Raw genomic sequence first — 24,592 nt, 5'->3', positions numbered from 1 at the left:
GGTCGGAGCGCTGCGCGCGCACGGCATGCGGATCGGTACCGGCGAGACCGTGGACGCGGCGCAGGCGGTGGCGGCGCTGGGACTGGCGGACCGTGAGCTGCTGCGGGAGGGGCTGGCCGCGACGCTGCTGCACGGCACGGTGCAGCGGCAGGTGTTCGACCCGGTCTTCGACCTGTACTTCCCGCGGGGCGTCGGCGCGCCGGAGACGAAGCCCGCGGACCGGGACGAGTTGCGGGAACGGCTCGCCGCGGCACTCGCCGCGGGCGACGTCGTCCTGATGGGGCAGCTGGCGGCGGAGGCCGTCGACGGCTTCGGCGGATACGGTGCGTCGCCGGGGTCGCAGGGCTGGTCGTCGTACCAGGCGCTGGACCGGCTCCGCCCGCAGACCCTGCTGGCCCGCGTCCGAGAGAACGTCCAGGCACGAAACGGCAGTTCCGGGTTTGCCGACCGGCTGCTCGACGACGAGATCCGGCGGCGTATCGAGACGTTCCGCAGACAGGTGGCCGTGGAGGCGCGGCGCCGGATCGCCGAGCGGCGTGACCGGGACGAGCTCGCCCGGCGGGCGGTGGGCACCACGCCCGACCGGATCGACTTCCTGTACGCCGGGAAGCTTCAGCTCGCCGAGCTGCGCAGGACGGTTCAGCCGCTGGCCCGTAAGCTCGCCACCCGGCTCGCGGCCCGTCGGCGCCGCGCCGCCCGCGGCAGCATCGATCTGCGGCGCACCCTGCGCGGTTCCCTGTCCACGGGCGGTGTGCCGATGAAGCCGGTGCTGCGCAGACGCCGTCCCGTTCGGCCCGAACTGGTGCTGCTGTGCGATGTGTCGGGGTCGGTCTCCGGGTTCTCGGACTTCACGATGCTGCTGGTGCAGGCGCTGCACGACCAGTTCAGCAAGGTGCGGGTGTTCGCCTTCGTCAACCGGCTCGACGAGGTGACCCGGCTGCTGGAGCGCGGTGCGGCCGACCCGGAGGGGCTGGGCGCCCGTATCCGGGCGGAGGCGACGCTCACGGGCTGGCACGGCAGCAGCGACTACGGCGTCGCACTGGGGGAGTTCGCGGAGCGGTACGGCGACGCGGTGGGCCCACGCACCACGGTGTTCGTACTCGGTGACGCCCGCACGAACATGAGCGACCCGAACCTGTCGGCGGTGCGGCAGGTGGCCGAACGGGCCCGCCGCGTCTATTGGTTGAACCCCGAGCCGCTCGCCCAGTGGGGCACGGGCGACTCCGCGGCACCCGAGTACGCCGACCTGGTGGAGATGCACGAGTGCCGCAACGCGCGGCAGCTCGGCGCACTCATCGCGCGCCTGCTGCCGGTGTGACTTTCAGCCCTTCGACTTCGCGTAGTCCGTCGCCATCTGTCCCGCGAAGTCGTACACGACGCACGGCTCGTCGCTGACCACCCAGGCGTCGTGCCCAGGCGACACCACGAACACGTCGCCCGGTCCGATCTCCTGCTCGGCGCCGTCGTCCGTGCGCAGGCGCATGCGTCCGGAGACGCAGTATCCGTTGTGGTGGACCTGGCAGCTGTCCGTCCCGGCGATCGGGGCCACGGATTCCGACCACTTCCAGCCGGGTTCGAAGGTCCCCACCGCGAAGTCGAGTCCGGTCATATGGACGGCTTCGAGGTGTCCGCGCGGGAAATCGCGCCGCTCGTCGGGCTTCTCGACAGCCTTGATCTCAAGCATGACGGCTCCCTTCCTTGCGAGCCCCGCCCGCCAGACCATCGTCCGCCGGTCCAGCCGGGACCGCCATCCGGGATGCGGAGAAAAGTTCAATGAGCGGACAACTGGGTCGAACGAGCGGGGAATGATGCGAGGCCGCTTTCGCCGAACCACCCAGAAAGGTGGCGATCAGCGTGGCTGAACACCCCCATGCACAACTCGTCCGCACCGGCTATGAGGCTTTCTCGCGCGGCGACTTGGACACCCTGCGCTCGATGATGACGGGCGACGCCGCGCACCATGTACCCGGAAGCCACCAGTTGTCCGGCGACTGCAAGGGGGACGGGCTCGGCCACGCGGTTTCCATGCACCACTTCACCGCCCGGCGCGGCGACAAGCGGATCGACAAGGACGGAGCCATCGTCTTCCGGATCGTCGGGGGCAAGACCACCGACCTTGACGAGTGCCTGACGGACATCGACAGGGCCGACGAGTTCTGGTCATGACGCTGTCGCCCGGCCGCACAGCCGGGCGAAGCGGTCCGCGTCCACGTTCCCGCCGGAGACGATGACACCGATCCGGCGCGGAAGGGAGCCCGCACGCCCGGCGAGCAGGGCGGCGATCGGGGTGGCACCGCTCGGCTCGACGACGATCTTCAGGCGCTCGAAGACGAACCGCATGGCGTCGCGGATCTCGTCGTCGGAGACGAGGGCGATGCCGTCGACGAGCCGCCGGTTGACGGAGAACGTCAGCTCGCCGGGCGTGTCCACGGCCTGCCCGTCGGCGATGGTGCGCGGCACGGGGATGCTGACGCGCCGGCCCGCCTCCAGGGACCGCTTGGTGTCGTCCCCGGCCTCCGGTTCGACGCCGATCACACGGATCCCGGGGTGCAGCCCCTTGGCCGCGGTGGCGGACCCGGCGATCAGCCCGCCGCCGCCGACCGGCACCAGCAGTGCATCCAACTCCACTGTTTCCTCAAGGAGTTCAAGGGCGGCCGTGCCCTGCCCGGCCATGACGTGCGGGTGTTCGTAGGGCGGGATGAGGGCGAGGCCCCGCTCGGCGGCCAGCGCCTGGCCGACGGCGACGCGGTCCTCGGTGTAGCGGTCGTACGTCACGATCGTGGCGCCGTATCCGACGGTGGCGTCCACCTTGGAGCGCGGGGCGTCCTCGGGCATGACGATGACGGCGGTGGTGCCCAGTTCGCGCGCGGCGAGAGCGACGGCCTGGGCGTGGTTGCCGGAGGAGTAGGCGGCGATGCCGCGGCCCAGCTGCTCGGGGGTGAGCCGGGAGGCCGCGTTGTAGGCGCCGCGGAACTTGAAGGCTCCGACGCGCTGGAAGTTCTCGCACTTGAGGAAGACCTCGGCGCCGACGAGTTGGTCGAGGGTGCGGGAGCGGAGTACGGGGGTGCGGTGGGCGACGCCCTTGAGCCGGTCGGCGGCGTCGCGGACGGTGTCGAGGGTGACCGGCGGGATGGTGGTCGTCACGCGTGTCCTCCAGCGGGGGTCGGGTCGGTGGCGGCTCGGGCCTGGGAGAGGTAGCTGTAGGCGGAGGCGCGGGAGATGCCGAGCCGGGCGGCGACCTGCTCGATCGCGCGCCGCACGGCGAAGACGCCGTGTTCGTCGAGTCCGCGGAACAGGTCGAGGCGCTCGGCCCGGTCCAGTGCGGCCCAGCTCTGGTTTCGTCCGAGCCGGTGGGCGTCGAGGATGGCGTCCACGACGGAGTCGATGTCGTTGCCGAAGGCGGTGACCGGCGGCTCCGCGGCGCCCGCGCCGAGGCCGGCCAGGGCGCCGAGCAGGGCGTGGGCCTCGTTGACCGCGCCGATGTCCACGTTGACGCACAGCGCGCCGAACACCGCTCCCGTGGAGTCACGCAGCACCATCGTGGACGACTTGACCAGCTTTCCGGCCGCGGTGCGGGTGACGTAGTTCAGGTCGTCGGCCGCCTCGTCGCCGCGCGCGAGCACCTTCATGCCGATCTCGCTCATCGCCCCGCCCACGGCCCGCCCGGTCACCTCGCCGGCGACGGCGACGACCGACTTGTCCGGTTGCCGGTAGTCGTGCAGGACCACCTCGCACACCGGGCCGAACGTCGCCGCGATCCCCTCGACCACCGGCCTGAGCGCGGCGAGGATCGCATCCCGCTCGGCGTCCTGGAGGTGCTCGTCAACCATGCCTCCTAGACTACCGGTCCAACCTCTGGACGGAAAGTCCAGGATGCCGTGTCGTGAGCCGCGGCGTACGTCAGCGCCTCGCGTGCGGCATGCCGGTCGCCGGCCGTCTCCCACCAGGGGTGCGTGTGCATCTCCTCGGCGAGGCGCCGACAGCGCTCCCGGGCATCCGCGAGTCGCTCGCGCTGCTCGCCGGTGATCTCGGCGCGGCCGGCCGCGATGTCCACGCCGCTGGGCAGGCGCGCGGCAATGTCCGCACAGTGCTCCAGCGCCCGGGTGAAGGTCCGCCGGGCGGCGACCAGATCGCCGGGTATGACGAACTCGCCCACGGTGAACGGCCGCGAGAATTCGGACGACCCCGGCTCCGTGTGCCACAGCGAGGCGTCGATGGGCCGTTCGTCGTCACGCGCCCGGGTGAGCTCGCCGCGAAGGCCCCCCTCCAGGTGGTCACCGGCCTCCCACGCGCCGGTCCGAGGCGCGGGCACGAGACCCACCCCGCCGACGCGGGGCAGCGCCGACCGGCCGGGCAGGGGCTCGGGGCGGCCTTCGAGGAACTCGTCCTTGTCCGTCGGGGTGACCCACATGTGCCAGCCGCGCCGTCCCGCCGGGCGGGGCAGGTAGAGCGAGACGAGTTCACCCGTGGCCGTGCGCCGGATGACGTCGTCGTAGTAGAGGCCGCGCACGGGTTCCCACACCGCGTGCCGTCCGCCGCAGCGGCCGGCGCCCTGCTGCGGGCAGGGCACGGGATGGCTCCAGTCGCAGCGGGACATGTGCAGTTGCTTGATGCCGCCGCGCACCGGCAGGGCCGCGCGGTCGGTCACGTCCCGCCAGCCCTGGACGTTCAGCCGGGCCCAGGGCGCGCGGTCGATGGGGATCGCGTTCTCGTTGTTGACGAGCCACAGTGGGGTGAGCCCGTCCCGGAATGCGCTGCGGGTGCGCTCGTCGACGGAACCGCCGGCTATGGCCGCAAGCTGTATTTCGTACGCGAGCCTGCGGCTGTCGCCGCCGTCCACGGTCACATCCGTGCGATGCGTTCCCCCCTCGGCCCCATCCGCCCCCGTGACCCGGAACCCCTCCCCCGCGGCGACCTTGGCGGTGTATTCCTTGAGCGCCTTGTGGAGATCGCTTTCGTCCTTCGTCTCGGGGCGCTCCCCTTTGGCCACGTGCATGGCGTGCGGGCGGCCGTTGACCTTGCGGACGGCCATGAAGCCGGGGCAGATGAAGCCCTCGTCCTCATGGGCTTCCAGGCAGTACAGAAGATCCGGCTGGTAGTTGCCGTAGATGTCGTCGAGCAGCCGCGGGTATTCGGGGTGCCCGAGATCCGCCTCGGTCAGGTCGAGCGTGATGCCGAGGCCCCTGTGCCAGACGCAGTAGGTCATATGGCGAGAGTAGGACGCACCACTGACAATCGGCCTAAGTCATGATCAGTAACGCAGGCCGAGCCGCCGGACAAGCCCCTCCCGGCGGCATTCACATCCATCCACGCATGAAATCTTGCGGCCGTCTTGCCTACACACCTAAGATACTTTCGTTACTCCTCGTGACTGACGAAACATCTCCTGTTCGCGGCTATCGAGAGTAGGTGTCCCATGACGGTTGCAGCTGCGTCGACGATCCATCCGGGCGAGGTGCACGAAAGACTCGGCCGTCATGTGCTGACCGACGGTTTCAAGCTGGTGCTCGACCCGCTCGCCAGTCGGGGCTCGTGGATCGTGGACGCACGCACCAGTGAGAAGTTCCTCGACCTCTATTCGTTCTTCGCGTCCGCTCCGCTGGGCCTCAACGCGCCGGGCATCGTGGACGATCCGGAGTTCATGACCCTGCTTGCGCAGGTGGCGGCCAACAAGCCCGCCAACCCGGACATGTACACCGTGCACTACGCCGAGTTCGTCGAGACGTTCGCCCGGGTGCTGGGCGATCCGGAGCTGCCGAGGCTGTTCTTCGTCGAGGGCGGGGCGCTCGCCGTCGAGAACGCGCTGAAGACGGCGTTCGACTGGAAGAGCCGCCGCAATGAGGCCGCGGGCCGCTCCCCCGACCTCGGCACCAAGGTGCTCCACCTCAGCCGCGCCTTCCACGGCCGCAGCGGTTACACCCTCTCGCTGACCAACACCGAGCCCAACAAGACGGCCCGCTTCCCGCAGTTCGGCTGGCCCCGCATCGACGTACCCGCGATGCGCTTCCCCCTCGAACGCCACCTTGCCGACGTCGAGGAGGCCGAGCGACGAGCCCTCGCACAAGCACGCCGGGCGTTCGAAGCCAACCCGCACGACGTCGCCTGCTTCATCGCCGAGCCGATCCAGGGCGAGGGCGGCGACAACCACATGCGCCCCGAGTTCCTGCAGGCGATGCAGGCGCTGTGTCACGAGTACGACGCGCTGTTCGTGCTCGACGAGGTGCAGACCGGCGTGGGCATCACCGGCACCACCTGGGCCTACCAGCAACTCGGCCTGGAGCCGGACATCGTGGCCTTCGCCAAGAAGGTCCAGCTCGGCGGCATCATGGCCGGCCGCCGGGTCGACCAGGTGCCCGACAACGTCCTGCGGGTCTCCGGGCGGATCAACTCCACCTGGGGCGGCGGGCTGGTCGACATGGTCCGCGCCCGGCGCATCATGGAGATCATCGAACGAGACGATCTGGTGGCCCATGCCGCCGCCGTGGGATCGTGGTTCCTTGCCGAACTGCGTGATCTGGAAGTCCGGCACGCGGCCGTGGCGTCCAACGCGCGCGGACGCGGGCTGATGAGCGCCATCGACCTGCCGGACAGCGGCGCCCGCGACGAGGCGGTACGCCGGTTGCGCACCGAGGAGCAGGTGATCGCATTGCCGTGCGGTGAGCGTTCGGTGCGCTTCCGTCCCGCCCTGTCCATCACCCAGGACGAGCTCGCCCTCGCCCTGCGGGCTCTCGACCGGGTCCTGGCCGGCCTGCACTGACCCTCCCGGCGGACACCGCCCCATCCCAGCGGACAAGGAGCAATTCATGGCCCGTTCCGTCGCCTCGATCGTTGCCGGCCACCCGGTCGCCGGCGCTCCCGGCGGGACTCTTCAACGCCCCAATCCCGGCCGTACCGCCGAGGTGGTCACCGAGATCTCGCTCGGGGACGCCTCGACGTTCGTCGAGGCCGCCAAGGCCGCGAAGGCGGCGCAGCGGTCCTGGTCCGTCGTCCCGGCGCCGGTGCGCGGATCCGCGATCGGAAAGATCGGCCGGCTCGTCGAGGCCAACAAGGACCGGCTCGCCCGCATCGTCACCGAAGAGATCGGCAAGCCGCTCGCAGAGGCACTGGGCGAGGTGCAGGAGATCATCGACACCTGCGACTTCTTCCTGGGCGAGGGCCGCCGGCTGTACGGGCAGACGGTGCCCTCGGAGATGCCCGACAAGCAGTTGTTCACCTTCCGCAATCCGGTCGGCGCGGTCGCGGTGATCACCGCGGGCAACTTCCCGGTGGCGGTCCCGGCCTGGTACCTCGTGCCGGCGCTGGTGACCGGCAACACCGTGGTGTGGAAGCCCGCCGAGTACGCCGCCGCGAGCGCCAAGGCCCTCTTCGATCTGTTCGTGCACGGCGGCGGCCTGCCCGACGGCGTGCTCAATCTCGTACTGGCCGACGGGGAGCAGACGTACGCCGGTCTGGAGTCCTCGCTCGACGCGGGCCTGGTCGACAAGGTCGGCTTCACGGGGTCGACGCTGGTCGGCCGGAAGATCGGCGCCCTCTGCGGAGGCCACCTGCAGACCCCCTGCCTGGAACTGGGCGGCAAGAACCCTCAGGTGGTCACTCCGAGCGCGAACCTCGACCTGGCGGTCGAGGGGGCGTTGTTCTCCGGTTTCGGTACCGCGGGCCAGCGCTGCACCTCCCTCGGGACACTCGTCGTCCACGAGTCCGTCCACGAGGACTTCCTCGCCCGCTTCGACGCCGCGAGCCGTGCGGCCCGGATCGGTGACGCCTTCGAGGACGTCCTGTACGGCCCGATGCTCGACGAGCGGTTCGCGCAGCGCTACGAGACCTTCCTGGGCTGGATCAAGGACCACCACCGCACCTGCGGCTCCGACGGCATCGGACGGATCACTGCCGACAATCCGCGCAAGGGTTTCGTCGGCGACCCCGAAGCGGGCCTGTTCTACCACCCCGTGATCGTCGACGGAGTGCGCCGCGAGGACGACCTGTTCCTCACCGAGACCTTCGGCCCCATCGTCTCGGTGACCACCTACCGGGACTTCGACGAGGCCCTCGATCTGGCCAACGCCCACGGGTACGGGCTGTCCGCCGCGATCTACACCACCGACCCGCACGAGGTGTGGACGTTCAGGCGCGGCATCTCCGCGGGCATGGTCAGCGTCAACAACACGACTTCCGGAGCCGAGGCGCACCTGCCGTTCGGCGGCAACGGCAAGTCGGGCAACGGCTCTCGCCAGTCGGGGCAGTGGGTGCTCGACCAGTTCACCCGGTGGCAGTCGATGAACTGGGACCACTCCGGCCGGCTGCAGAAGGCGCAGATGGACGTGGCCGCGCTCGAACCCGACATGGCGTTCCGCCTGTGAGCGGCGTCGAGGACCTGGACCGGCACTTCCGCGAGGCGGTGGCCGGTCTGCGGTCTGCCGCCCGGGCTGCGGGCTCACTGGATTCCCGTATCGCCCTCGACCTGTTCGACGCACAGTTGGAGAGCCGGCACGCCGACGCCGCGGCGCGCTGGATGCAGCAGCAGGGCCGCGGCTACTACACCATCGGATCGAGCGGGCACGAGGGCAACGCCGCGCTCGCTCTCGCGCTGCGGCCCACCGACCCGGCGTTGCTGCACTACCGCTCCGGCGCGTTCTACTGCGCTCGCGCCCGGCAGGCCGGCGGCGTCGACGCGGTCAGGGACATGCTGCTGGGGGTGGCCGCCGGGGCCGACGAGCCGATCGCCGGCGGCCGGCACAAGGTGTACGGGCGCCACGAACTGGCCGTCATTCCGCAGACGTCGACCATCGCCTCCCACCTGCCGCGGGCGGTCGGGGTGGCGTGGAGCATCGCCCGCGCCAAGCGGCTCGGAACCGAGTGCGCCTGGCCCGCTGACGCCGTCGTCTGCTGTTCCTTCGGGGACGCCTCGGTCAATCACTCCACGGCGGCGGGTGCCATCAACAGCGCCTGCCACGCCGCCTACCAGGGTCTGCCGATGCCCATCCTCTTCGTCTGCGAGGACAACGGCCTGGGCATCAGCGTGCCGACCCCGCCCGACTGGGTGCGGCGCGCCTACGGCGACCGGCCCGCCCTCGCCTACTTCGCCGCGGACGGCTGCGATCCTCAGGCCGCCCACGACACCGCGCGCGAGGCGGTGGCCCACGTACGCAAGCACCGCCGACCCGCGTTCCTGCACCTGTCGATGGTGCGCTTCCTCGGCCACGCGGGCTCGGACGCCGAAGCCGCCTACCGGATGCCCTCCGACGTCGCCGCGGACCTGCGACGCGACCCCCTGCTGGCCACGGCGCGGCTGCTCACCAACACCGGCGTCCTCACCCCGCAGGAGGTTCTCGACCGGTACGACGAGGTGGGCGGCCGGGTGTTCGCCGTCGCCAAGGAGGCCCTCGAGAGCGAGCCCCTGACCACCGCCGCGCAGATCGTCGCCCCCATCGCACCCCGCCGGGCCGATCTCGTGGCGACTGCGGCACGCCGAACGAGCGAAGCATCCGCGGCGCCCGTGGGCGAGCCCGTCACCGTCGCCCAGGCCGTCACCCACACGCTCGCCGACCTGCTCGGGAGCCACCCGGAGCTGGTCGTCTTCGGTGAGGACGTCGGCCGCAAGGGCGGGGTCTACGGACTGACCAGGGGCCTGCAGCGCCGTTTCGGCACCGCCCGGGTCTTCGACACCCTCCTCGACGAGCAGTCCGTCCTCGGGCTCGCGCTGGGCGCGGGCCTGTCCGGGCTGCTGCCGGTGGCGGAGATCCAGTACCTGGCGTACCTGCACAACGCAGGCGACCAACTGCGCGGCGAGGCCGCCACGTTGCAGTTCTTCTCCCAGGGGCAGTACCGCAACCCGCTTGTGGTGCGGATCGCCGGATACGGCTACCAGCGCGGCTTCGGCGGCCACTTCCACAACGACAACGCGGTGGGCGCCCTGCGTGACATTCCCGGTCTGGTCATCGCCTCCCCGTCCCGCCCCGACGACGCCGCCGCGATGCTGCGCACCTGCGTGGCGGCGGCGAAGGTGGACGGCACGATCAGCGCCTTCCTCGAACCGATCGCGCTCTACCACGCCCGGGATCTCCATGAAGACGGGGACAACGCCTGGCTCACCCCCTATCCACCACCCGCCGAGCACGTACCGATCGGCCGGGCACGTACCTACGGCACCGGCACGGACCTGACTCTCGTGACCTTCGGCAACGGCCTGCGCATCTCGCTGCGGGCCGCGCGCCGGCTGGAGCAGCAGGGCATTGCCTGCCGGGTCGTCGACCTGCGTTGGCTGGCCCCCCTGCCGGTCGACGACCTGCTGCGGGAGGCCCGAGCGACGGGCCGTGTCCTCGTGGTCGACGAGACCCGCCGTACGGGAGGCGTCTCGGAGGGAGTCGTCACCGCCCTGGTCGACGCCGGATTCACCGGTGCGGTCCGACGGGTCACCAGCGTGGACAGCTTCGTTCCGCTGGGGCAGGCGGCGCAGTTCGTGCTCGTATCGGAGGGCGATGTCCAGCGGGCCGCGGGCGAGTTGCTCTCAGGGGGCCGCTGAGGTCAGGCACACGCCGGGGACAGACCAGCCGGCCGTACGGGAGTTGTCCGGGGCATGGTGGGCGGCGTCGGCAGCGCACCTCTTTGCGTGCACCGATGCCTTTCTTGGGCAGGACCCGGTCCGTACGTCCGCTCCCGTACACGTTCTGCCCTTCCCATGTCGTTGCACGGTTCGCCGCCGCCCCCCGCGCCGTACAACCAAGGAGCACCGTTGTTCCGACGTCCAGTCCGTCCCGCCCGTACCGTCGCCGCGGCCGCAGCCGCGCTCGCCGCCGCGGGCTCTCTCACCGCCACGGCACACGCGCCCGCGCAGGCACACGCTCGCGCCCGGCACGTCCTGCTGCTGTCCGTCGACGGCCTGCACCAGTCCGACCTGGCGTGGTACATCGGCCGCCACCCCGACTCGGCGCTCGCCCGACTCGTCGGCGGCGGTGTGGAGTACACCCACGCGAGAACCACCAACCCCTCCGACTCGTTCCCCGGCATGGTCGGTCAGCTCACCGGCGGCGACCCGGGCACCACGGGCGTCTACTACGACGACACCTACGACGCCGCGCTCCTTCCGGCCGGCACGACGGCCTGCGCGGGCGCCAAGCCGGGTGTCGAGGTCGACCTCACCGAGGACCTCGACAAGAACAAGGACTCCCTCGACGCCGGCCAGGGCCTTACGGGACTGCCCGGCAGCATCCTGAAGATGACGGGAGACGCCGCGAGCCTCATCGACCCGTCGAAGCTGCCGGTCGACCCGAAGACCTGCAAGCCGCTCTACCCGCACCGCTACCTGAAGGTGAACACGGTCTTCGAAGTGGCTCGCAAGGCGGGCCTGCGCACCGCATGGTCCGACAAGCACGTCGCGTACGACATCCTCAACGGCCCGAGCGGCAACGGCATCCAGGACCTGTTCGCCCCCGAGATCAACAGCCAGGCCCTCGGCTACCCCGCGGGCAAGGACTGGACGAAGGACAACGCGGCGACCGAGCAGTACGACGGCTACAAGGTGCGGGCCGTGCTGAACGAGATCGACGGCTACGACCACGGCCGCAGCCACAAGGTCGGCACCCCGGCGGTCTTCGGCATGAACTTCCAGTCGGTGTCGACCGCCCAGAAGCTGCCCACCTCGAACGGGCTGACGGGCGGCTACCAGGCCAAGGGCGTACCCGGGCCGCTGCTGGCCAAGAACCTCGACTTCGTCGACCAGCAGGTCGGGGCGTTCCTCGCCGAGCTCCACAAGCAGCACCTGGACCGCAGCACGACGGTCATCCTCTCGGCCAAGCACGGCCAGTCTCCGACCGACCCGAAGGCGCTGACCCGCATCGACGACGGCCCCCTCCTGGACGGGCTCAACGCCGCGTGGAAGGCCGCCCACCCGGGCGCCGGCGACCTGGTCGCGCATGCGGTGGACGACGACGCGATGCTCCTCTGGCTCACCGATCGCTCCAAGGCCGCCACCGACTTCGCCAAGACGTACCTGCTCGCTCAGTCCGGCACCGGCAACGGCATCGACGGCGCGGCCAAGCCCTTCACGTCCGGCGGCCTGAAGACCCTGTACGCGGGTGCTGAGGCCGCCCGCTACTTCCACGCCCGCCCGGGCGACTCCCGCGTTCCCGACCTGCTCGGCATCACCCGGTACGGCGTCGTCTACACCGGCGGCAAGGGCAAGATCGCCGAACACGGTGGCGCCCACGCCGACGACCTCGACGTCCCGCTGATCGTCTCCGGCGCCGCCACCCCGCAAGGGGTACGCGTCGGCAACTCGGTGCGGACCACGCAGATCGCCCCGACGATCCTGCGGCTCCTGGGCCTCGACTCCCGGTCCCTGGACGCCGTACGCATCGAACACACGCGGGCGCTCCCGCTGCGCTGACCGGTACCAAGACCGGCGAGCCGAGCGCCTGGCCCTTCGGAAGACCGGGTCAGGTGCTCAGCTCAGCAGCCCGCGGTGAAGCACCGGTTGAGATGGCGCGGGATCTCGCCCGCGTCGGCGAGCGCTCTGTCAGGAGGGGACGATCTGCCACTGCTGCTGGGCGATGGCGGTGTAGGCCCACTGGTTGATGGCGGCTCCGTCGGCGGTGGAGCCGCTGTCGACGTTGAGGGACAGGCCGCTCAGCCTGTTGGTGAGGAGGTAGTAGCCGTCGCCGGTGGGGGTGATGGCCCAGTGCTGCTGGGGCGCGTCGGCGTCGCCCCAGATGTCGGCGGTTCCGCCGTTCACGCGGGAGAGTCCGCCGATTTCCATGAGTGTGCCGCTGTTGACGTTGCGGATCTTGTAGTAGCCGGAGTCGGCCCGGGCTATCGTCCACTTCTGGTTGGCGTGGTTCTGCCAGGGCCACTGCAGGATGGCGGTGTTGTCGGCGGTCTTGGCACCCGAGACGTCGGCAACCTTGCCGCTGTGGCGGGCGACGAGGCGGTACGCGGTGCCGTCGCCGGGAAAAAGGGTGGAGACCAGGGCGGGTGTCGCGGTGCGCCCGCCGATGCGCAGGTTGCCGATGTTGGCGTAACCGCCGGTGGCGGCGGTGACCCGGATGCGGACGAAGGCGGCGTTGGCGGCCGGCCAGTCGATGACCTTGGTGGTGCGGTCGCTGGCCCAGGAGGCGGTCGCGACCTGGGTGAAGGTGGTGCCGTCGGTGCTGGTGGAGATGGTGCAGGCGGTGATGTCACCGTCGGTGGTGTTGGTGCGGTTCCACTGCTTGGGCAGGTACTCCAGGGTGGAGATGTTGCTCCACACGCCGCCGAGGTCGATGGTGATGGTCTGGGGCAGTGGGAGATTCCAGGTGGACCAGCACGTCTCGAAGCCCTTGTCGCTGAGCCCGTCGATGGCGTTCATGGGGCCTTCGCCGGTGTGGTGGTCGGTGGCGTAGGCGGCCACGGGGGTGACCGGGTGTTCGGCGCGGAGCATCTGGGCGGGCAGGGGCGGCCGGGAGGTGTCGGGGCCGCTCCAGGCGGCGCCGACCTCGGAGAGCCGGTTGACGATGTTGGTGTCCAGCACACCGTTGCGGTTGGGCGGGCAGTTGAGGATGAACGAGGTGTACTTGGGCTCCAGGTCCGCCAGATGGGAGAGGATGGAGTCCTTGCTCATCGGGTCGGTCGTGGGCGTCGTCGGATGCCAGAACCACCCGTTGCTGATCGTCTGGCCCTGCAGCGAGGCGTAGGTGTTGCCTGCGGGTGAGGTGATGCCGAGGGGTTCCTCGAAGTAGATCGCGTCGCCGAGGAAGGGCACCGACAGCCCGCCGTGGTCGATCATCACGATGTTGGGCTGCAGGGACTTCACATGTTCCCTGATGCGCTGATAGGGGACGGCCTGCTGGCCCATCTGCCAGGCGTAGCCGTCGGTGACGAACATGTCGATGGTGCCGTAGTTGGTGAGCAGTTCGGTGATCTGGCTGAGGATGTAGGTGATGTCGCCGGGCTGGACGGCCTGGTCGGAGGCGACTTGGTGGCGGGTGTCATAGGCCTGCACGTTGTAGGTGCGGTCCCAGATGGAGAAGTACAGGCCGACCTTCAGGCCCTGGGCCCGGAAGGCGGTCACGTACTGTGCGACGACGTCGTGCTTGTACGAGCTGTTGGCAACGTTGTACTTGTTGTAGGCGCTGGGCCACAAACAGAAGCCGTCGTGGTGCTTGGTGGTCAGGACGCCGTAGCTCATCTTCGCCGCCGCGGCGGCGGCCGCCCACTGGGCACAGTCGACCGCCGTGGGCGCGAACAGAGCCGGATCCTGGTTCGGGGCGGCCCACTCCTGGTTGGTGAACGTGCCCATGTTGAAGTGGTTGAACATGCCGAACCGCATGTTCACCAGGTTGCCGAGATTGGTCTGCAGGTCCGCGGCGGCCGCCTGAGGGAGCAGGCGCGAAAGGCCGGGAACCACGGGCAGCGCGCTCGCGGCCGCGGCGGCGGCCGCGGAGCCCAGCAGGGTACGACGGGACAGTCTTCTTCCTGACGGCACAGATGTACTCCCGGTCTCGGACGGCTCTGATGCGTCGGGGACAGCCCAAGGGCCTGCGATCACAAGGGCCTTCAGGCGCGGCCCCGGCTCTGGGCTCCATGCGCTGAGTTACGCATGAAGTTCAGTGATGTAACTGCGCCGTGTCAACAGGTACGTGGATGAAAGTGCTCGGACAGAGCGTCAGCAAGGACGTTTTGCCTACTTTGACAATGATTCGCTCTATCGATACATGCCATGTTTCACAGAGAAGCCCGAGCGGAGCTCGACTCAGAGATCCCAGTAGCGAAATGAGTACTACTTATTTTGGAAAGGCTGGTTTCACTGAAGCGACCTGGCCGGAACCCGGCCGTCGGTCGATGACCACCGCAAATGGCGCCTTCAACTGGGGTGATTACCTGATTCGGGAGGGTTGGCGCACCCCGCGGACGGAGGCGTTGCCATGTCCCCCTTGTTGCGTCAGTGAAAAATAGGCGTGCCTATCGTCTTGACCTCGCCACCTCCTTGCATCGATAAATGCAACTCATAAGAAGCGGGGTTCGGAGGAAGGACACCACGGATGAGACGCCTGAGCATCGGCGCGGGGACAGTCAAGGCGCTCACAGCGGCTGCTGTCGTCGTCGCCGCCGTACTGCCCGCTCAGCCCGCCTACGCGGCCACGACGAACTTCTACGTCGACCCCGTCAACGGCAGTGACAGCAACTCAGGAACCAGCACCGCCTCGGCCTTCAAGACCATCCAGGCCGCCAAAGCCGCGGTCCGGACCGTCAACGCGAACATGTCCGACGACATCGTCGTGAACCTGCGTGGAGGCACCTATCCCCTCTCCAGCCCCATCTCCTTCGGCACCAGCGACTCGGGCACGAACGGCCACACGGTCGTCTACCAAGCCTACAACGGCGAGACACCCGTGATCACCGGCGGCAAGTCGATCACCGGCTGGACAGCGGCCGCCAACGGCGAGTACAAGGCGCCGGTCGGCAGCCTCAACTTCCGGCAACTGTACGTCAACGGGGTCCGCGCCACCCGGGCCCGCTACCCCGACCTCGGCACGGACTTCCAGCTGCAGGGCAGCGACAAGACCAACAAGCTGTTGAAGGTGCTCAGTTCACAGGTCTCCAACTGGAACCACCTCGACCAGGTCGAGATGATGCTGGAAACGCAGTGGGGCGAGAGCTACCTGCGGCTGAAGTCGATCAGCTCCGCGGGCGGCACCGCCGACGTGTCGATCCAGGACCACGAGGCGGGCATCCTGTTCCCGCGCCCCTTCCCGGTCCTCTCCAACGGCTCTCCCCTGCACTTCGAGAACGCCCACGAATTCCTCAACGAACCGGGCGAGTTCTACGTCGACACAGCCGCGCAGACCGTCTACTACAAGCCCCGCCCCGGCGAGGACATGTCCACGGCCACCGTGCAGGCACCCACGGTGCAGACGCTCTTCGACATCAAGGGCACGAGCCTCGACAGCCCCGCCCACGACCTGCGCTTCTCCGGGCTCACCTTCACCGGGACCACCTGGATGGAAGCGACGAACAACGGCTACCTCAACGGCCAGGGCGGCAACTACAACCTCTCGGCCGACACCTACAACAACCAGTACGTCGGCCGTCCGCCCGCCGGTGTCCAGGCCTCGTACGCCGACCGGCTCTCCTTCACCGGCAACGCCTTCACGCAGATGGGCGCCACCGCCCTCGACCTGCACCACGGCGTGCACGACAGCACCGTGACCGGCAACCTCATCTACGACACCGCCGGCAACGGAATCACGGTCGGCAAGTTCTCCGACCCGACCGTGGAGTTCCACACCATCTACAACCCGCCGTCCTCACCGGCGGGCGAGGACGCCCGGGAGGTCGTCAAGAACGTCACGGTCAAGGACAACCTGATCACCCGGATCGGCGAGGACTACCTGGGCACCGCGGGCATCAACGCGGGCTTCGTCAACAGCACCACCATCGACCACAACGACATCTCCGACGCTCCGTGGGCCGGTATCTCGCTGGGCTGGGGCTGGCAGTCGGCGGCCAACGCCGAAGGCAATAACAGCGTCAGCTACAACCGGATCGGCAACGTGATGAACCGGCTGTGCGACTCCGCCGGTATCTACCACCTCTCCAACGACCCCGGCACGGTCATCAACGGCAACTACGTCCACGACGTGATACGCACGCCCGCCGCCTGCGGCTCGGCGGTGTCCGGCCTGTACATGGACGAGGGGTCGAACAACATGACCCTCTCGAACAACGTGCTGGCGCACACCGACGGATTCATCAATCAGAACCGCAACGGCTCCAATGTCACGCTCACCAACAACACGACGTCCGGCGACTCGGTGATCAAGGCCTCCGGTCTTGAGCCCGCCTACCAGGGACTGGCGGCGAGGCTCAACCTCGCCTACGACAAGCCGGCGTCCGCCTCCTCGGTGAACGGCTCCGCCTGGGGACCGGCCAAAGCCAACGACAACGACGGTGCCACCGGCTGGTCGCCGACCGGGAGCGACACCTCTGCCTGGTGGCAGGTCGACCTGGGGCAGGCCTACCAGCTCGGACAGTTCTCACTGACGGCCCGTCAGGACCTGGACCAGCCCGAGACGCGCGGCAACTTCGAGATCCGGGCCTCCAACGACCCGTCCTTCGGCTCCTACACCGTCGTCGGACGCCAGACGAGCACCCTGCCGCTCGCCTCGACGCTCACGGGCAGCATCGACGTCCGCCAGAAGTTCCGCTATGTGCGGGTGGCCAAGACCGACGGCGCGTACTTCTTCATCGCGGACTTCAGTGTCCAGCAGGCCGGCGGTGCGCTGGAGGACGCGACCGGCACACCGACCATCAACCCGTCGACGAACTACACGATCAAGAACGTCAACAGCGGGAAGCTGATGGACGTCAACGGCGGGTCCACCGCCGACGGCGCGAGCGTCATCCAGTGGCCGAGCAACGGTGGTGCCAACCAGCAGTGGACCATCGTTCCGGTCAGCGGTCAGCTCTACAAGATCGTGAACAGGAACAGCGGCAAGGCCCTCGACATCGACAACTCCAGTCACCGGACGGGGACCGCGCTGCAGCAGTACACCTACAACGGCGGCAACAACCAGCTGTGGTACTTCGAGCCGACAAGCGGCGGGTACGTCATCCGCAACTTCGAGAGCAGGCAGGTCCTGGAGGTCGGCGGCGGATCGACGGCCGACGGAGCCGCCGTCAGTCAGTGGATGCCGCTGAACCAAACCAACCAGGCTTGGACGATCCAGTGACAGGATGACCGACGCGTCGGCGAATCCGCTCGCCCGGACACGTCCGCCCGCCGTCAACACCCCGCAGCCCGCCCCCAGCCCACGACGAACCCGGTTGGGGGCGCGGCTCGCTGTCCCCGTAACCATGAACAAGGGAGTACACGGTGCCTGAACTGCTCATCTTCCGAACGCTGGGCCGGGGGGTGGTCGTCTGCCTGGCTGCAATGGCGCTCGCTCTCGCCGGACTTGTCGCCTTCTCCGGCGCCTCGCAGGCCGCTGCACAAGGGCCCTGCGACATCTACGCGGCGGGCGGCACGCCGTGCGTCGTGGCGCACAGCACCACCCGCGCGCTGTTCGCCGCCTACAACGGACCGCTCTACCAAGTGCAGCGGGCCTCGGACAGTACGTTGCACGACATCGGCGTACTGTCGGCCGGAGGCGTCGCCAACGCCGCGGCCCAGGACTCGTTCTGCGCGGGCACCACCTGCACGATCACCCGCATCTACGACCAGACCGGCGGTGGCAACACCCTGGTCTACCAGGGACCCGGCGGTACCGGCGGCGCCGACACGGCGGCCACCGCGACCACCGAAGCGATCGGCGTGGGCGGCCAGAAGGCGTACGCGCTGTACATCAACCCCGGTAACAGCTACTTCGCGTACAACTCCACCGGTGGCGTGCCGACCGGCAGCTCGCCCGAAGGCGAGTACATGGTCACCAGCGGCACCCACGTCAACAACGGCTGCTGCTTCGACTACGGCAACACGGAGATCGACCACAAGGCCGACGGCAACGGCGCCATGGACGCGATCAACTTCGGCACGGAATGCTGGTTCGGCGGCTGCAGCGGAACCGGGCCGTGGGTGCAGGCGGACCTGGAGAACGGCCTGTTCGCCGGCGGCAGCAAGACGTGGAACCCCGGCCAGGTCTCCCAGACCAGCCGCTTCGTCACCGCGATGCTCAAGAACAACGGCACCACCCAGATGGCACTCAAAGGCGCGAACGCCCAGTCCGGGAGCCTGACCCAGCTCTACAGCGGCGCACTGCCCAGCGGATGGAACCCGATGCACAAGCAGGGTGCCGTCATCCTCGGCAGCGGCGGCGACTGCTGCCAGACCAACCACAACGCGAGCGCGGGCACCTTCTACGAGGGCGCCATGGTCAAGGGCTACCCCTCCGATGCCACCGACGCCGCCGTCCAGGCCAATATCGCCGCGGCCGGCTACAGCACCGACACCTCCAGTCCCTTCACCCCGGGCGCGAAGGTGTCGCTGCAGGCCACCACCTCCTGCTGCACCGGGGACTACCTGCAGCACGACACCGGCGACGACAAGGTCGTGATCGCGCCGGTGACCTCCAGCAGCTCGACCACCGACAAGGGCAACGCCACCTGGATCGTCCGCGCCGGCCTGGCCGACAGCAACTGCGTCTCCTTCGAGTCGGCCAACGCTTCCGGCAAGTACCTCAGGCACTACGCCTTCCAGCTTCATCTGCAGCCCGACGACGGTTCCAGCCAGTTCGCCGCCGATGCCACCTTCTGCTCCAAGCCGGGCAACAGCGGCACCGGTTACTCCCTGCAGTCCTTCAACTATCCGGCCAAGTACATCCGCCATTACCGCTTCACCGGCTACGTGGCAAGCAATGGCGGCACCAACGCCTGGGACACCTCGTCTTCGTGGGCCCAGGACACCAGCTGGCTCGCTGCTGCCCCTTGGAGCTGACGAGCAACCAGCCTCGGGGAACGCAGCCCTCTGTCCGCAGAGCCGGATGCCGTTCGAAAAACCGGACACCGACTCGTCCACGCCCCACCTCACACTCCACCCTGAGAAGGAGTTCTCCATGATCAGACCACCGTGGATACGCGGCGTCAGACGTGCGCTGCTGGCGGCAGGGGCCACCGCCGCGCTCGCCGCCGGACTGCTCACCGCAACGGCCGCCCCTTCGCAGGCCGCCACCGAGGGGCCGTGCGACATCTACGCCGCGGGCGGCACCCCCTGCGTCGCTGCGCACAGCACCACCCGCGCCCTGTACGGCACGTACAACGGCCCGCTCTACCAGGTCAGACGCGCTTCCGACAACGCGACCAAGGACATCGGCCTGCTGAGCGCGGGCGGATACGCCGACGCCGCGCAGCAGGACTCCTTCTGCGCGAACACCAGCTGTGTCATCACCGTCATCTACGACCAGTCGCCCCAGCACAACAACCTCACCCAGGCGCTCAAGGGCCACTGGCCCGGTCCGGCGGAGAACGGCAACGACAACCTGGCCAACGCCTTCGAGGCGCCGGTCACCGTCGGCGGCCACAAGGCGTACGGCGTCTACGTGGCACCCGGCACCGGCTACCGCAACAACAACACCAACGGCATCGCCACCGGCGACCAGCCCGAGGGCATGTACGCCATCTTCGACGGCACGCACGTCAACGGCGGCTGCTGCTTCGACTACGGCAACGCCGAGACGAGCGGCAACGACGACGGCAACGGCACCATGGAGGCCGTCTACTTCGGCACCAGCACGGGCTGGGGCCACGGCAGCGGCACCGGCCCCTGGATCATGGCCGACCTGGAGAACGGCCTGTTCTCCGGGGTCAACCGCGGCCTCAACGCGGGCGACCCGACCATCAACCACCGGTTCACGACCGCCATCGTCAAGGGCGGCCCCAACCACTGGGCCATCCGCGGCGGCAACGCCCAGTCGGGCGGCCTGTCCACCTTCTACGACGGCATACGCCCCATTGCCGGCGGCTACAACCCGATGAAGAAGCAGGGCGCGATCATCCTCGGCATCGGCGGCGACAACAGCAACACCGGCCAAGGCACCTTCTACGAAGGCGTGATGACCCAGGGCTACCCCTCGGACGCCACCGAGAACGCCGTCCAGGCCAACATCACCGCCGCCGGCTACAACAGCGGCTCGACCAGCACCGGCTCACTGACTCCCGGCTCCCGGATCTCCCTGCAGGCCACCACCGCACCCTGCTGCACCTCCCACTACCTGCGCCACAACAGCGCGGACACCAAGGTCGTCATCTCTTCCATCAACTCCGCCAGCCCGGCCACCGACAAGGCCGACGCCACCTGGATCGTCCGCGCCGGACTGACCAACACCTCCTGCCTGTCCTTCGAGTCCGCCGACAAGCCCGGCCAGTTCCTGCGCCACTCCAACTACCAGCTCTACCTGAACACGGACAACGGCGGCAGCTCGTTCGCGCAGGACGCCACCTTCTGCCCCACTGCGGGCAACAGCGGCGTCGGCACTTCCTTCCAGTCCTCCAACTTCCCGACCAAGTACCTCCGCCACTACAACTACACGGCCTACATCGCCGGCAACGGCGGCACCAACGCCTGGGACAACACGAACTCGTGGGCCCAGGACACCAGCTGGCTCACCGCATCCCCCTGGAGCTGACAAGCCACCCGCCTCTCTGAGCGCCTGCAGCAGCGAGCACAGCAACCCCCGCACAAGAGCGGAGAATGATCGTGATCTGCGGCGGCCCTGTCGGCATTCTCGCGAGAAGCCCGCACCGCCTCTTCGCTGCGCAATCGCCCGCTCGAAGCTGCGCCGCTCACCGACACTCCTGAGCCCTTGTGACGCCGAAGGGCCCGGGCGACGAAGATCCGCGTCAACCGCACTGACCACACCCCGGAGTCGCCACATGAACGCGTTGCCGACCGTCCGAACCAGCAGGAGGGGCAGACGATGAAGCCCGTCACGCCCACTGTCCGCAAGCTGTCAGCAGTGCTTGCCATGGCTTGCTCGGCTGCGCTGCTGACCTCCCTCACGACGCCGACCCCCGCCTCGGCCGCGACCCAGGCGACCTACTACGTCGCCCCCGACGGCGACGACGCCAACCCCGGGACGATCACCGCGCCGTTCAAGTCCCTCCAGCACGCGCGGGACGTCGTACGCACGGTCAACGACAACATGACCGGAGACATCAACGTCTATCTCCGCGGCGGCAACTACCCGGTGAGCAGCACCATCGACTTCACACCGGCCGACTCCGGAACCAACGGCCACCATGTCGTGTACGCCGCCTACCAGAACGAGAAGCCGGTGCTGAACGGAGGCGTTCAGGTGACCGGCTGGACCCAGCACAGCGGGAACATCTGGAAGGCCACGCTCAACCGCGACATCAAGCTCCGCGCGCTCTACGTCAACGGCAAGCGCGCCCAGATGGCCTCCAAGACGATCAACTCAGCCGGATGCTACGGGAACTACACCGTGACGGCCGGCCAGGCTCCCTGGGCCTGGGAGTCGGGTTCGCAGTGCGACGGAGCCAAGTACAGCCTCTCCGACCTGCCCGCCGTCGCCACCAACCAGGACGACGTGGAGATCAAGTCGGCGACGACCTGGACCACGGCCATCGTGGGCGTCCGCCAGATCACCACGAGTTCGGATGGCGCCAACCGGGTGGCCCTGTTCCAGGAGCCGGGTGCGGCCATCGCCCAGGGCCCGCCGAACGGCAGATTCAACGCCGGCAGCGGCAGCCACACCTTCATGAACGCGTACGAATTCCTGCACCAGCCGGGCGAGTTCTACTTCGACAAGACGAGCCGCACGCTGTACTACTACAAGTCCGGCTCCGAGGACATGACGTCGGCGCAGGTCTTCGCGCCGAACAATGTGTCCACCCTGATCAGGATCGCCGGTACGTCCACGACCGACCACGCCCGGAACATCACGTTCTCCGGGCTCACGGTCGAGCACTCCGACTGGAACCTGGTCGATGTCGCGGGCTCCGTCTTCCGGCAGGGCCAGCAGGGCAACGCCAGTTCCACCGTGTACGCGAGGCAGAACTTCCACGCGTACACCTACCGCAACGTCGACCTGCCGCCGGGGGCCATCCAGGTCGAGAACGCCGACGGGATCGTCCTGCAGCGCAACACGGTGCAGCACACCGGCGCGGACGGCATCAGCCTGGTCAACGACGTGACGGACTCGCAGTTGACCGGCAACGTCACGAACGACATAGCCGGATCGGCCATCACCGTGGGGCACCCGCAGCACGTGTACATCGGTGACTACACCTCGACCAACCACGAGAAGTACCCGGTGAACGTCGAGGGTCTGTGCAAGAACATCTCGATCACGGACAACTACCTCTACGACAGCGCGGTGTTGTTCCAGGGGTCCAGCCCCGTTTCGGCGTACTTCACCGACACGCTGTCCGTGCAGCACAACCGGATCGAGAAGTCCCCGTGGGCGGGCATCACCCTCGGCTGGGGGTGGTGGAACTTCGACGGCTCGGCGAACTCCATCAACCCCGGCACACCGACCACCACGGCGAAGAACAACACCATCAGCTACAACCAGATCATCGACACGATGCAGGTGCTGGGCGACTCCGCTCCCATCTACGACCTGGGAAGCCAGCCGGGCACCGTGATCAGCAACAACTACATCCAGGGCGTGCCGGCCGGCCACAAGTACGGACTGCATCCCGATGAGGGGTCCGCCCACCTCGACTTCCACGACAACGTGCTCGATGTCGACCCCAACGTGGCCTACACCATCAACTCCGGTACCTGGGGCCGGCAGCACGACCTGACCATCACGAACACCTACGGCACTCTCAACAAGATCTTCAGCAAGAGCGTCCCGAACAGCACCATCCAGGACGTACACGCGTACGCGGACGACGTGTGGCCGTCGCAGGCGTACAGCATCGCCGTGAACTCCGGTCTGGAGGACGCCTACAAGGACCTCGTCCCCCGGAGCAACCTGGGTCCACAGGACTACGCGCTGCCCGCGAGCACGTTCACCGGCAAGGGAGTGTCGTCCATCCCGGTCCGCAGCCTCGGCGACGCGACGAAGACGCTCTGGCTGGCTCCCTCGGGTACGACGACGTTCGCCGCCGGCCCCACCATGACCAAGGCGTCCGGAACGGCGACGACCATCAGTGTCCCGCCGACCGTCGGCGACTACCGCCTCTACGTCGTGGACGCCCAGGGGAACGCGTCCGCCGCGTCGAAGTCCCTCGTACGGCAGCGATGGGCCTATGTCGACGACAAGGACTCGGGGCTGACCTACTCCTCCACCTGGTCGAGCTGGAACGACCCCAAGGACTTCAACGGATCCGAGAGATACACCAACAAGACCGGCGACTACGTCCAGTACTCGTTCACCGGCTCGGGCGTCCGGTACCTCAGCATGAAGCAGCCGAACATGGGGAGGATCGACGTCTACATCGACGGCACCCTGGCGCAGTCGGGCATCGACGCCTACGCCCCGACGGTGACGAAACAGGTGCCGCTGTTCGAGAAGACCGATCTCCCCGCGGGCCCGCACATCATCAAGGTCGTCTGCGACGGAACGAAGAACGCGGCCTCGTCCAACACCGTCTGCGCGCTGGACGCGTTCGCCTCCATCCCCTTCCCCGCCAAGAACGCGTTCTACAAGGTCCTCAACAAGGGCAGCGGCAAGGCGGCCGACGTCTCGGGCGCATCGTCGACCGCCGGGGCGAACGTCATCCAGTGGAACGACACCGGAGCGCAGAACCAGGACTGGCGGTTCGTCGCGGTGGGTGACGGCAGCTACGAGATCGTCAACCAGAACAGCGGCCAACTGATGGACGTCACCAGCGCATCCACCGCGGACGGCGCGACCGTCATCCAGCAGCCCGACATCAACGCTGACAGCCAGCACTGGAAACTGACCGCCGCCGGAAACGGCTACTACAAGATCAAGAACGTGAACAGCGGCAAGCTGCTCGATGTGTCCGGCTCGTCGACGGCAGCAGGAGCTCAGCTCGTGCAGACGACGGACACGAACGCCGACAGCCAGCTGTGGCAGGCAGTGAACGTGGACTGAGGACCTGGGGGACGGTGCCGGCCGGACCCCGGGCGGCACCCTGCCCCGCCAAACACCACCCACTGACGTCACCAGAACAACGTCCGGCCACCGGGTCA

General features: G+C 68.5%; 15 protein-coding genes. 10 read left to right on the top strand and 5 right to left on the bottom strand.

Going from position 1 to position 24,592, the window contains the following annotated elements; all coding sequences use genetic code 11:
- The first annotated feature begins 25 nt into the window (after positions 1–25).
- Positions 26–1,318, top strand: coding sequence for a VWA domain-containing protein (locus AB0N07_RS11120; RefSeq protein WP_365834051.1), 1,293 nt, complete (start codon positions 26–28; stop codon positions 1,316–1,318).
- Positions 1,319–1,321: 3 nt separating this feature from the next.
- Here the strand turns inward: AB0N07_RS11120 and AB0N07_RS11115 are convergent, their stop codons facing one another.
- A complete protein-coding gene (locus tag AB0N07_RS11115) occupies positions 1,322–1,684 on the bottom strand; it encodes a cupin domain-containing protein (RefSeq protein ID WP_365833953.1) in 363 nt (120 codons plus the stop codon).
- Positions 1,685–1,854: 170 nt separating this feature from the next.
- Here AB0N07_RS11115 and AB0N07_RS11110 point away from each other — a divergent pair, with 170 nt between their 5' ends.
- Positions 1,855–2,166 carry a nuclear transport factor 2 family protein gene (locus AB0N07_RS11110; protein ID WP_365833952.1) on the top strand — a complete coding sequence of 104 codons (312 nt, stop codon included), beginning with the start codon at positions 1,855–1,857 and terminating at the stop codon, positions 2,164–2,166.
- Here AB0N07_RS11110 and AB0N07_RS11105 read toward each other — a convergent pair.
- From AB0N07_RS11105 to AB0N07_RS11095, 3 genes are read right to left on the bottom strand one after another with little or no spacing between them, the layout of a single operon-like run.
- Positions 2,161–3,144: a threo-3-hydroxy-L-aspartate ammonia-lyase gene (locus AB0N07_RS11105; protein ID WP_365833951.1), complete on the bottom strand. Its 984-nt coding sequence runs from the start codon at positions 3,142–3,144 to the stop codon at positions 2,161–2,163. The genes AB0N07_RS11110 and AB0N07_RS11105 overlap by 6 nt on opposite strands.
- Positions 3,141–3,830, bottom strand: coding sequence for a PAS domain-containing protein (locus AB0N07_RS11100; protein ID WP_365833950.1), 690 nt, complete (start codon positions 3,828–3,830; stop codon positions 3,141–3,143). Before AB0N07_RS11100 ends, AB0N07_RS11105 begins: the two co-directional genes overlap by 4 nt.
- A gap of 5 nt (positions 3,831–3,835) precedes the next feature.
- Complete coding sequence (locus tag AB0N07_RS11095) at positions 3,836–5,206, bottom strand: hypothetical protein (protein WP_365833949.1); 1,371 nt, start codon at positions 5,204–5,206, stop codon at positions 3,836–3,838.
- A 210-nt stretch (positions 5,207–5,416) separates the two neighbouring features.
- Here AB0N07_RS11095 and lat point away from each other — a divergent pair, with 210 nt between their 5' ends.
- The 4 genes from lat to AB0N07_RS11075 all read left to right on the top strand — a co-directional run bounded on the left by lat (position 5,417) and on the right by AB0N07_RS11075 (position 12,382).
- Positions 5,417–6,757: an L-lysine 6-transaminase gene (gene lat / locus AB0N07_RS11090; protein WP_365833948.1), complete on the top strand. Its 1,341-nt coding sequence runs from the start codon at positions 5,417–5,419 to the stop codon at positions 6,755–6,757.
- A gap of 46 nt (positions 6,758–6,803) precedes the next feature.
- The gene (locus AB0N07_RS11085; RefSeq protein ID WP_365833947.1) at positions 6,804–8,357 is read left to right on the top strand and encodes an aldehyde dehydrogenase family protein; all 1,554 of its coding nucleotides are present in this window, start codon (positions 6,804–6,806) and stop codon (positions 8,355–8,357) included.
- Entirely contained in the window at positions 8,354–10,519 is a 2,166-nt protein-coding gene (locus tag AB0N07_RS11080) for a thiamine pyrophosphate-dependent enzyme (protein WP_365833946.1), read from the top strand. The genes AB0N07_RS11085 and AB0N07_RS11080 overlap by 4 nt, the downstream gene beginning before the upstream one ends.
- Positions 10,520–10,729: 210 nt before the next feature.
- Positions 10,730–12,382 carry an alkaline phosphatase family protein gene (locus tag AB0N07_RS11075; protein ID WP_365833945.1) on the top strand — a complete coding sequence of 551 codons (1,653 nt, stop codon included), beginning with the start codon at positions 10,730–10,732 and terminating at the stop codon, positions 12,380–12,382.
- 129 nt (positions 12,383–12,511) lie between these two features.
- Here AB0N07_RS11075 and AB0N07_RS11070 read toward each other — a convergent pair whose 3' ends face one another.
- Positions 12,512–14,377: an RICIN domain-containing protein gene (locus AB0N07_RS11070; RefSeq protein WP_365834050.1), complete on the bottom strand. Its 1,866-nt coding sequence runs from the start codon at positions 14,375–14,377 to the stop codon at positions 12,512–12,514.
- 634 nt (positions 14,378–15,011) lie between these two features.
- Here AB0N07_RS11070 and AB0N07_RS11065 point away from each other — a divergent pair.
- From AB0N07_RS11065 to AB0N07_RS11050, 4 genes are all read left to right on the top strand, one after another.
- Positions 15,012–17,702: an RICIN domain-containing protein gene (locus AB0N07_RS11065; protein WP_365833944.1), complete on the top strand. Its 2,691-nt coding sequence runs from the start codon at positions 15,012–15,014 to the stop codon at positions 17,700–17,702.
- A 143-nt stretch (positions 17,703–17,845) separates the two neighbouring features.
- Positions 17,846–19,402 carry an alpha-L-arabinofuranosidase B gene (locus AB0N07_RS11060; protein WP_365833943.1) on the top strand — a complete coding sequence of 519 codons (1,557 nt, stop codon included), beginning with the start codon at positions 17,846–17,848 and terminating at the stop codon, positions 19,400–19,402.
- 118 nt (positions 19,403–19,520) lie between these two features.
- Positions 19,521–21,089, top strand: coding sequence for an alpha-L-arabinofuranosidase B (locus AB0N07_RS11055; protein ID WP_365833942.1), 1,569 nt, complete (start codon positions 19,521–19,523; stop codon positions 21,087–21,089).
- A gap of 291 nt (positions 21,090–21,380) precedes the next feature.
- The gene (locus AB0N07_RS11050; RefSeq protein ID WP_365833941.1) at positions 21,381–24,494 is read left to right on the top strand and encodes an RICIN domain-containing protein; all 3,114 of its coding nucleotides are present in this window, start codon (positions 21,381–21,383) and stop codon (positions 24,492–24,494) included.
- Positions 24,495–24,592 lie beyond the last annotated feature (98 nt).

This window comes from Streptomyces sp. NPDC051172, assembly GCF_040682555.1.
GTDB lineage: Bacteria > Actinomycetota > Actinomycetes > Streptomycetales > Streptomycetaceae > Streptomyces.
This window is presented reverse-complemented; position numbering and strand designations above follow the sequence as displayed.

What these genes read in the sequence shown, in the direction of transcription:
- AB0N07_RS11120 (WP_365834051.1), top strand. Translation starts at nt 26, where the DNA reads ATGCGGATCGGTACCGGCGAGACCGTGGACGCGGCGCAGGCGGTGGCG.
- AB0N07_RS11055 (WP_365833942.1), top strand. Translation starts at nt 19,521, where the DNA reads ATGATCAGACCACCGTGGATACGCGGCGTCAGACGTGCGCTGCTGGCG.
- lat (WP_365833948.1), top strand. Translation starts at nt 5,417, where the DNA reads ATGACGGTTGCAGCTGCGTCGACGATCCATCCGGGCGAGGTGCACGAA.
- AB0N07_RS11065 (WP_365833944.1), top strand. Translation starts at nt 15,012, where the DNA reads ATGAGACGCCTGAGCATCGGCGCGGGGACAGTCAAGGCGCTCACAGCG.
- AB0N07_RS11085 (WP_365833947.1), top strand. Translation starts at nt 6,804, where the DNA reads ATGGCCCGTTCCGTCGCCTCGATCGTTGCCGGCCACCCGGTCGCCGGC.
- AB0N07_RS11100 (WP_365833950.1), bottom strand. Translation starts at nt 3,830, where the DNA reads ATGGTTGACGAGCACCTCCAGGACGCCGAGCGGGATGCGATCCTCGCC.
- AB0N07_RS11115 (WP_365833953.1), bottom strand. Translation starts at nt 1,684, where the DNA reads ATGCTTGAGATCAAGGCTGTCGAGAAGCCCGACGAGCGGCGCGATTTC.
- AB0N07_RS11050 (WP_365833941.1), top strand. Translation starts at nt 21,381, where the DNA reads ATGAAGCCCGTCACGCCCACTGTCCGCAAGCTGTCAGCAGTGCTTGCC.
- AB0N07_RS11095 (WP_365833949.1), bottom strand. Translation starts at nt 5,206, where the DNA reads ATGACCTACTGCGTCTGGCACAGGGGCCTCGGCATCACGCTCGACCTG.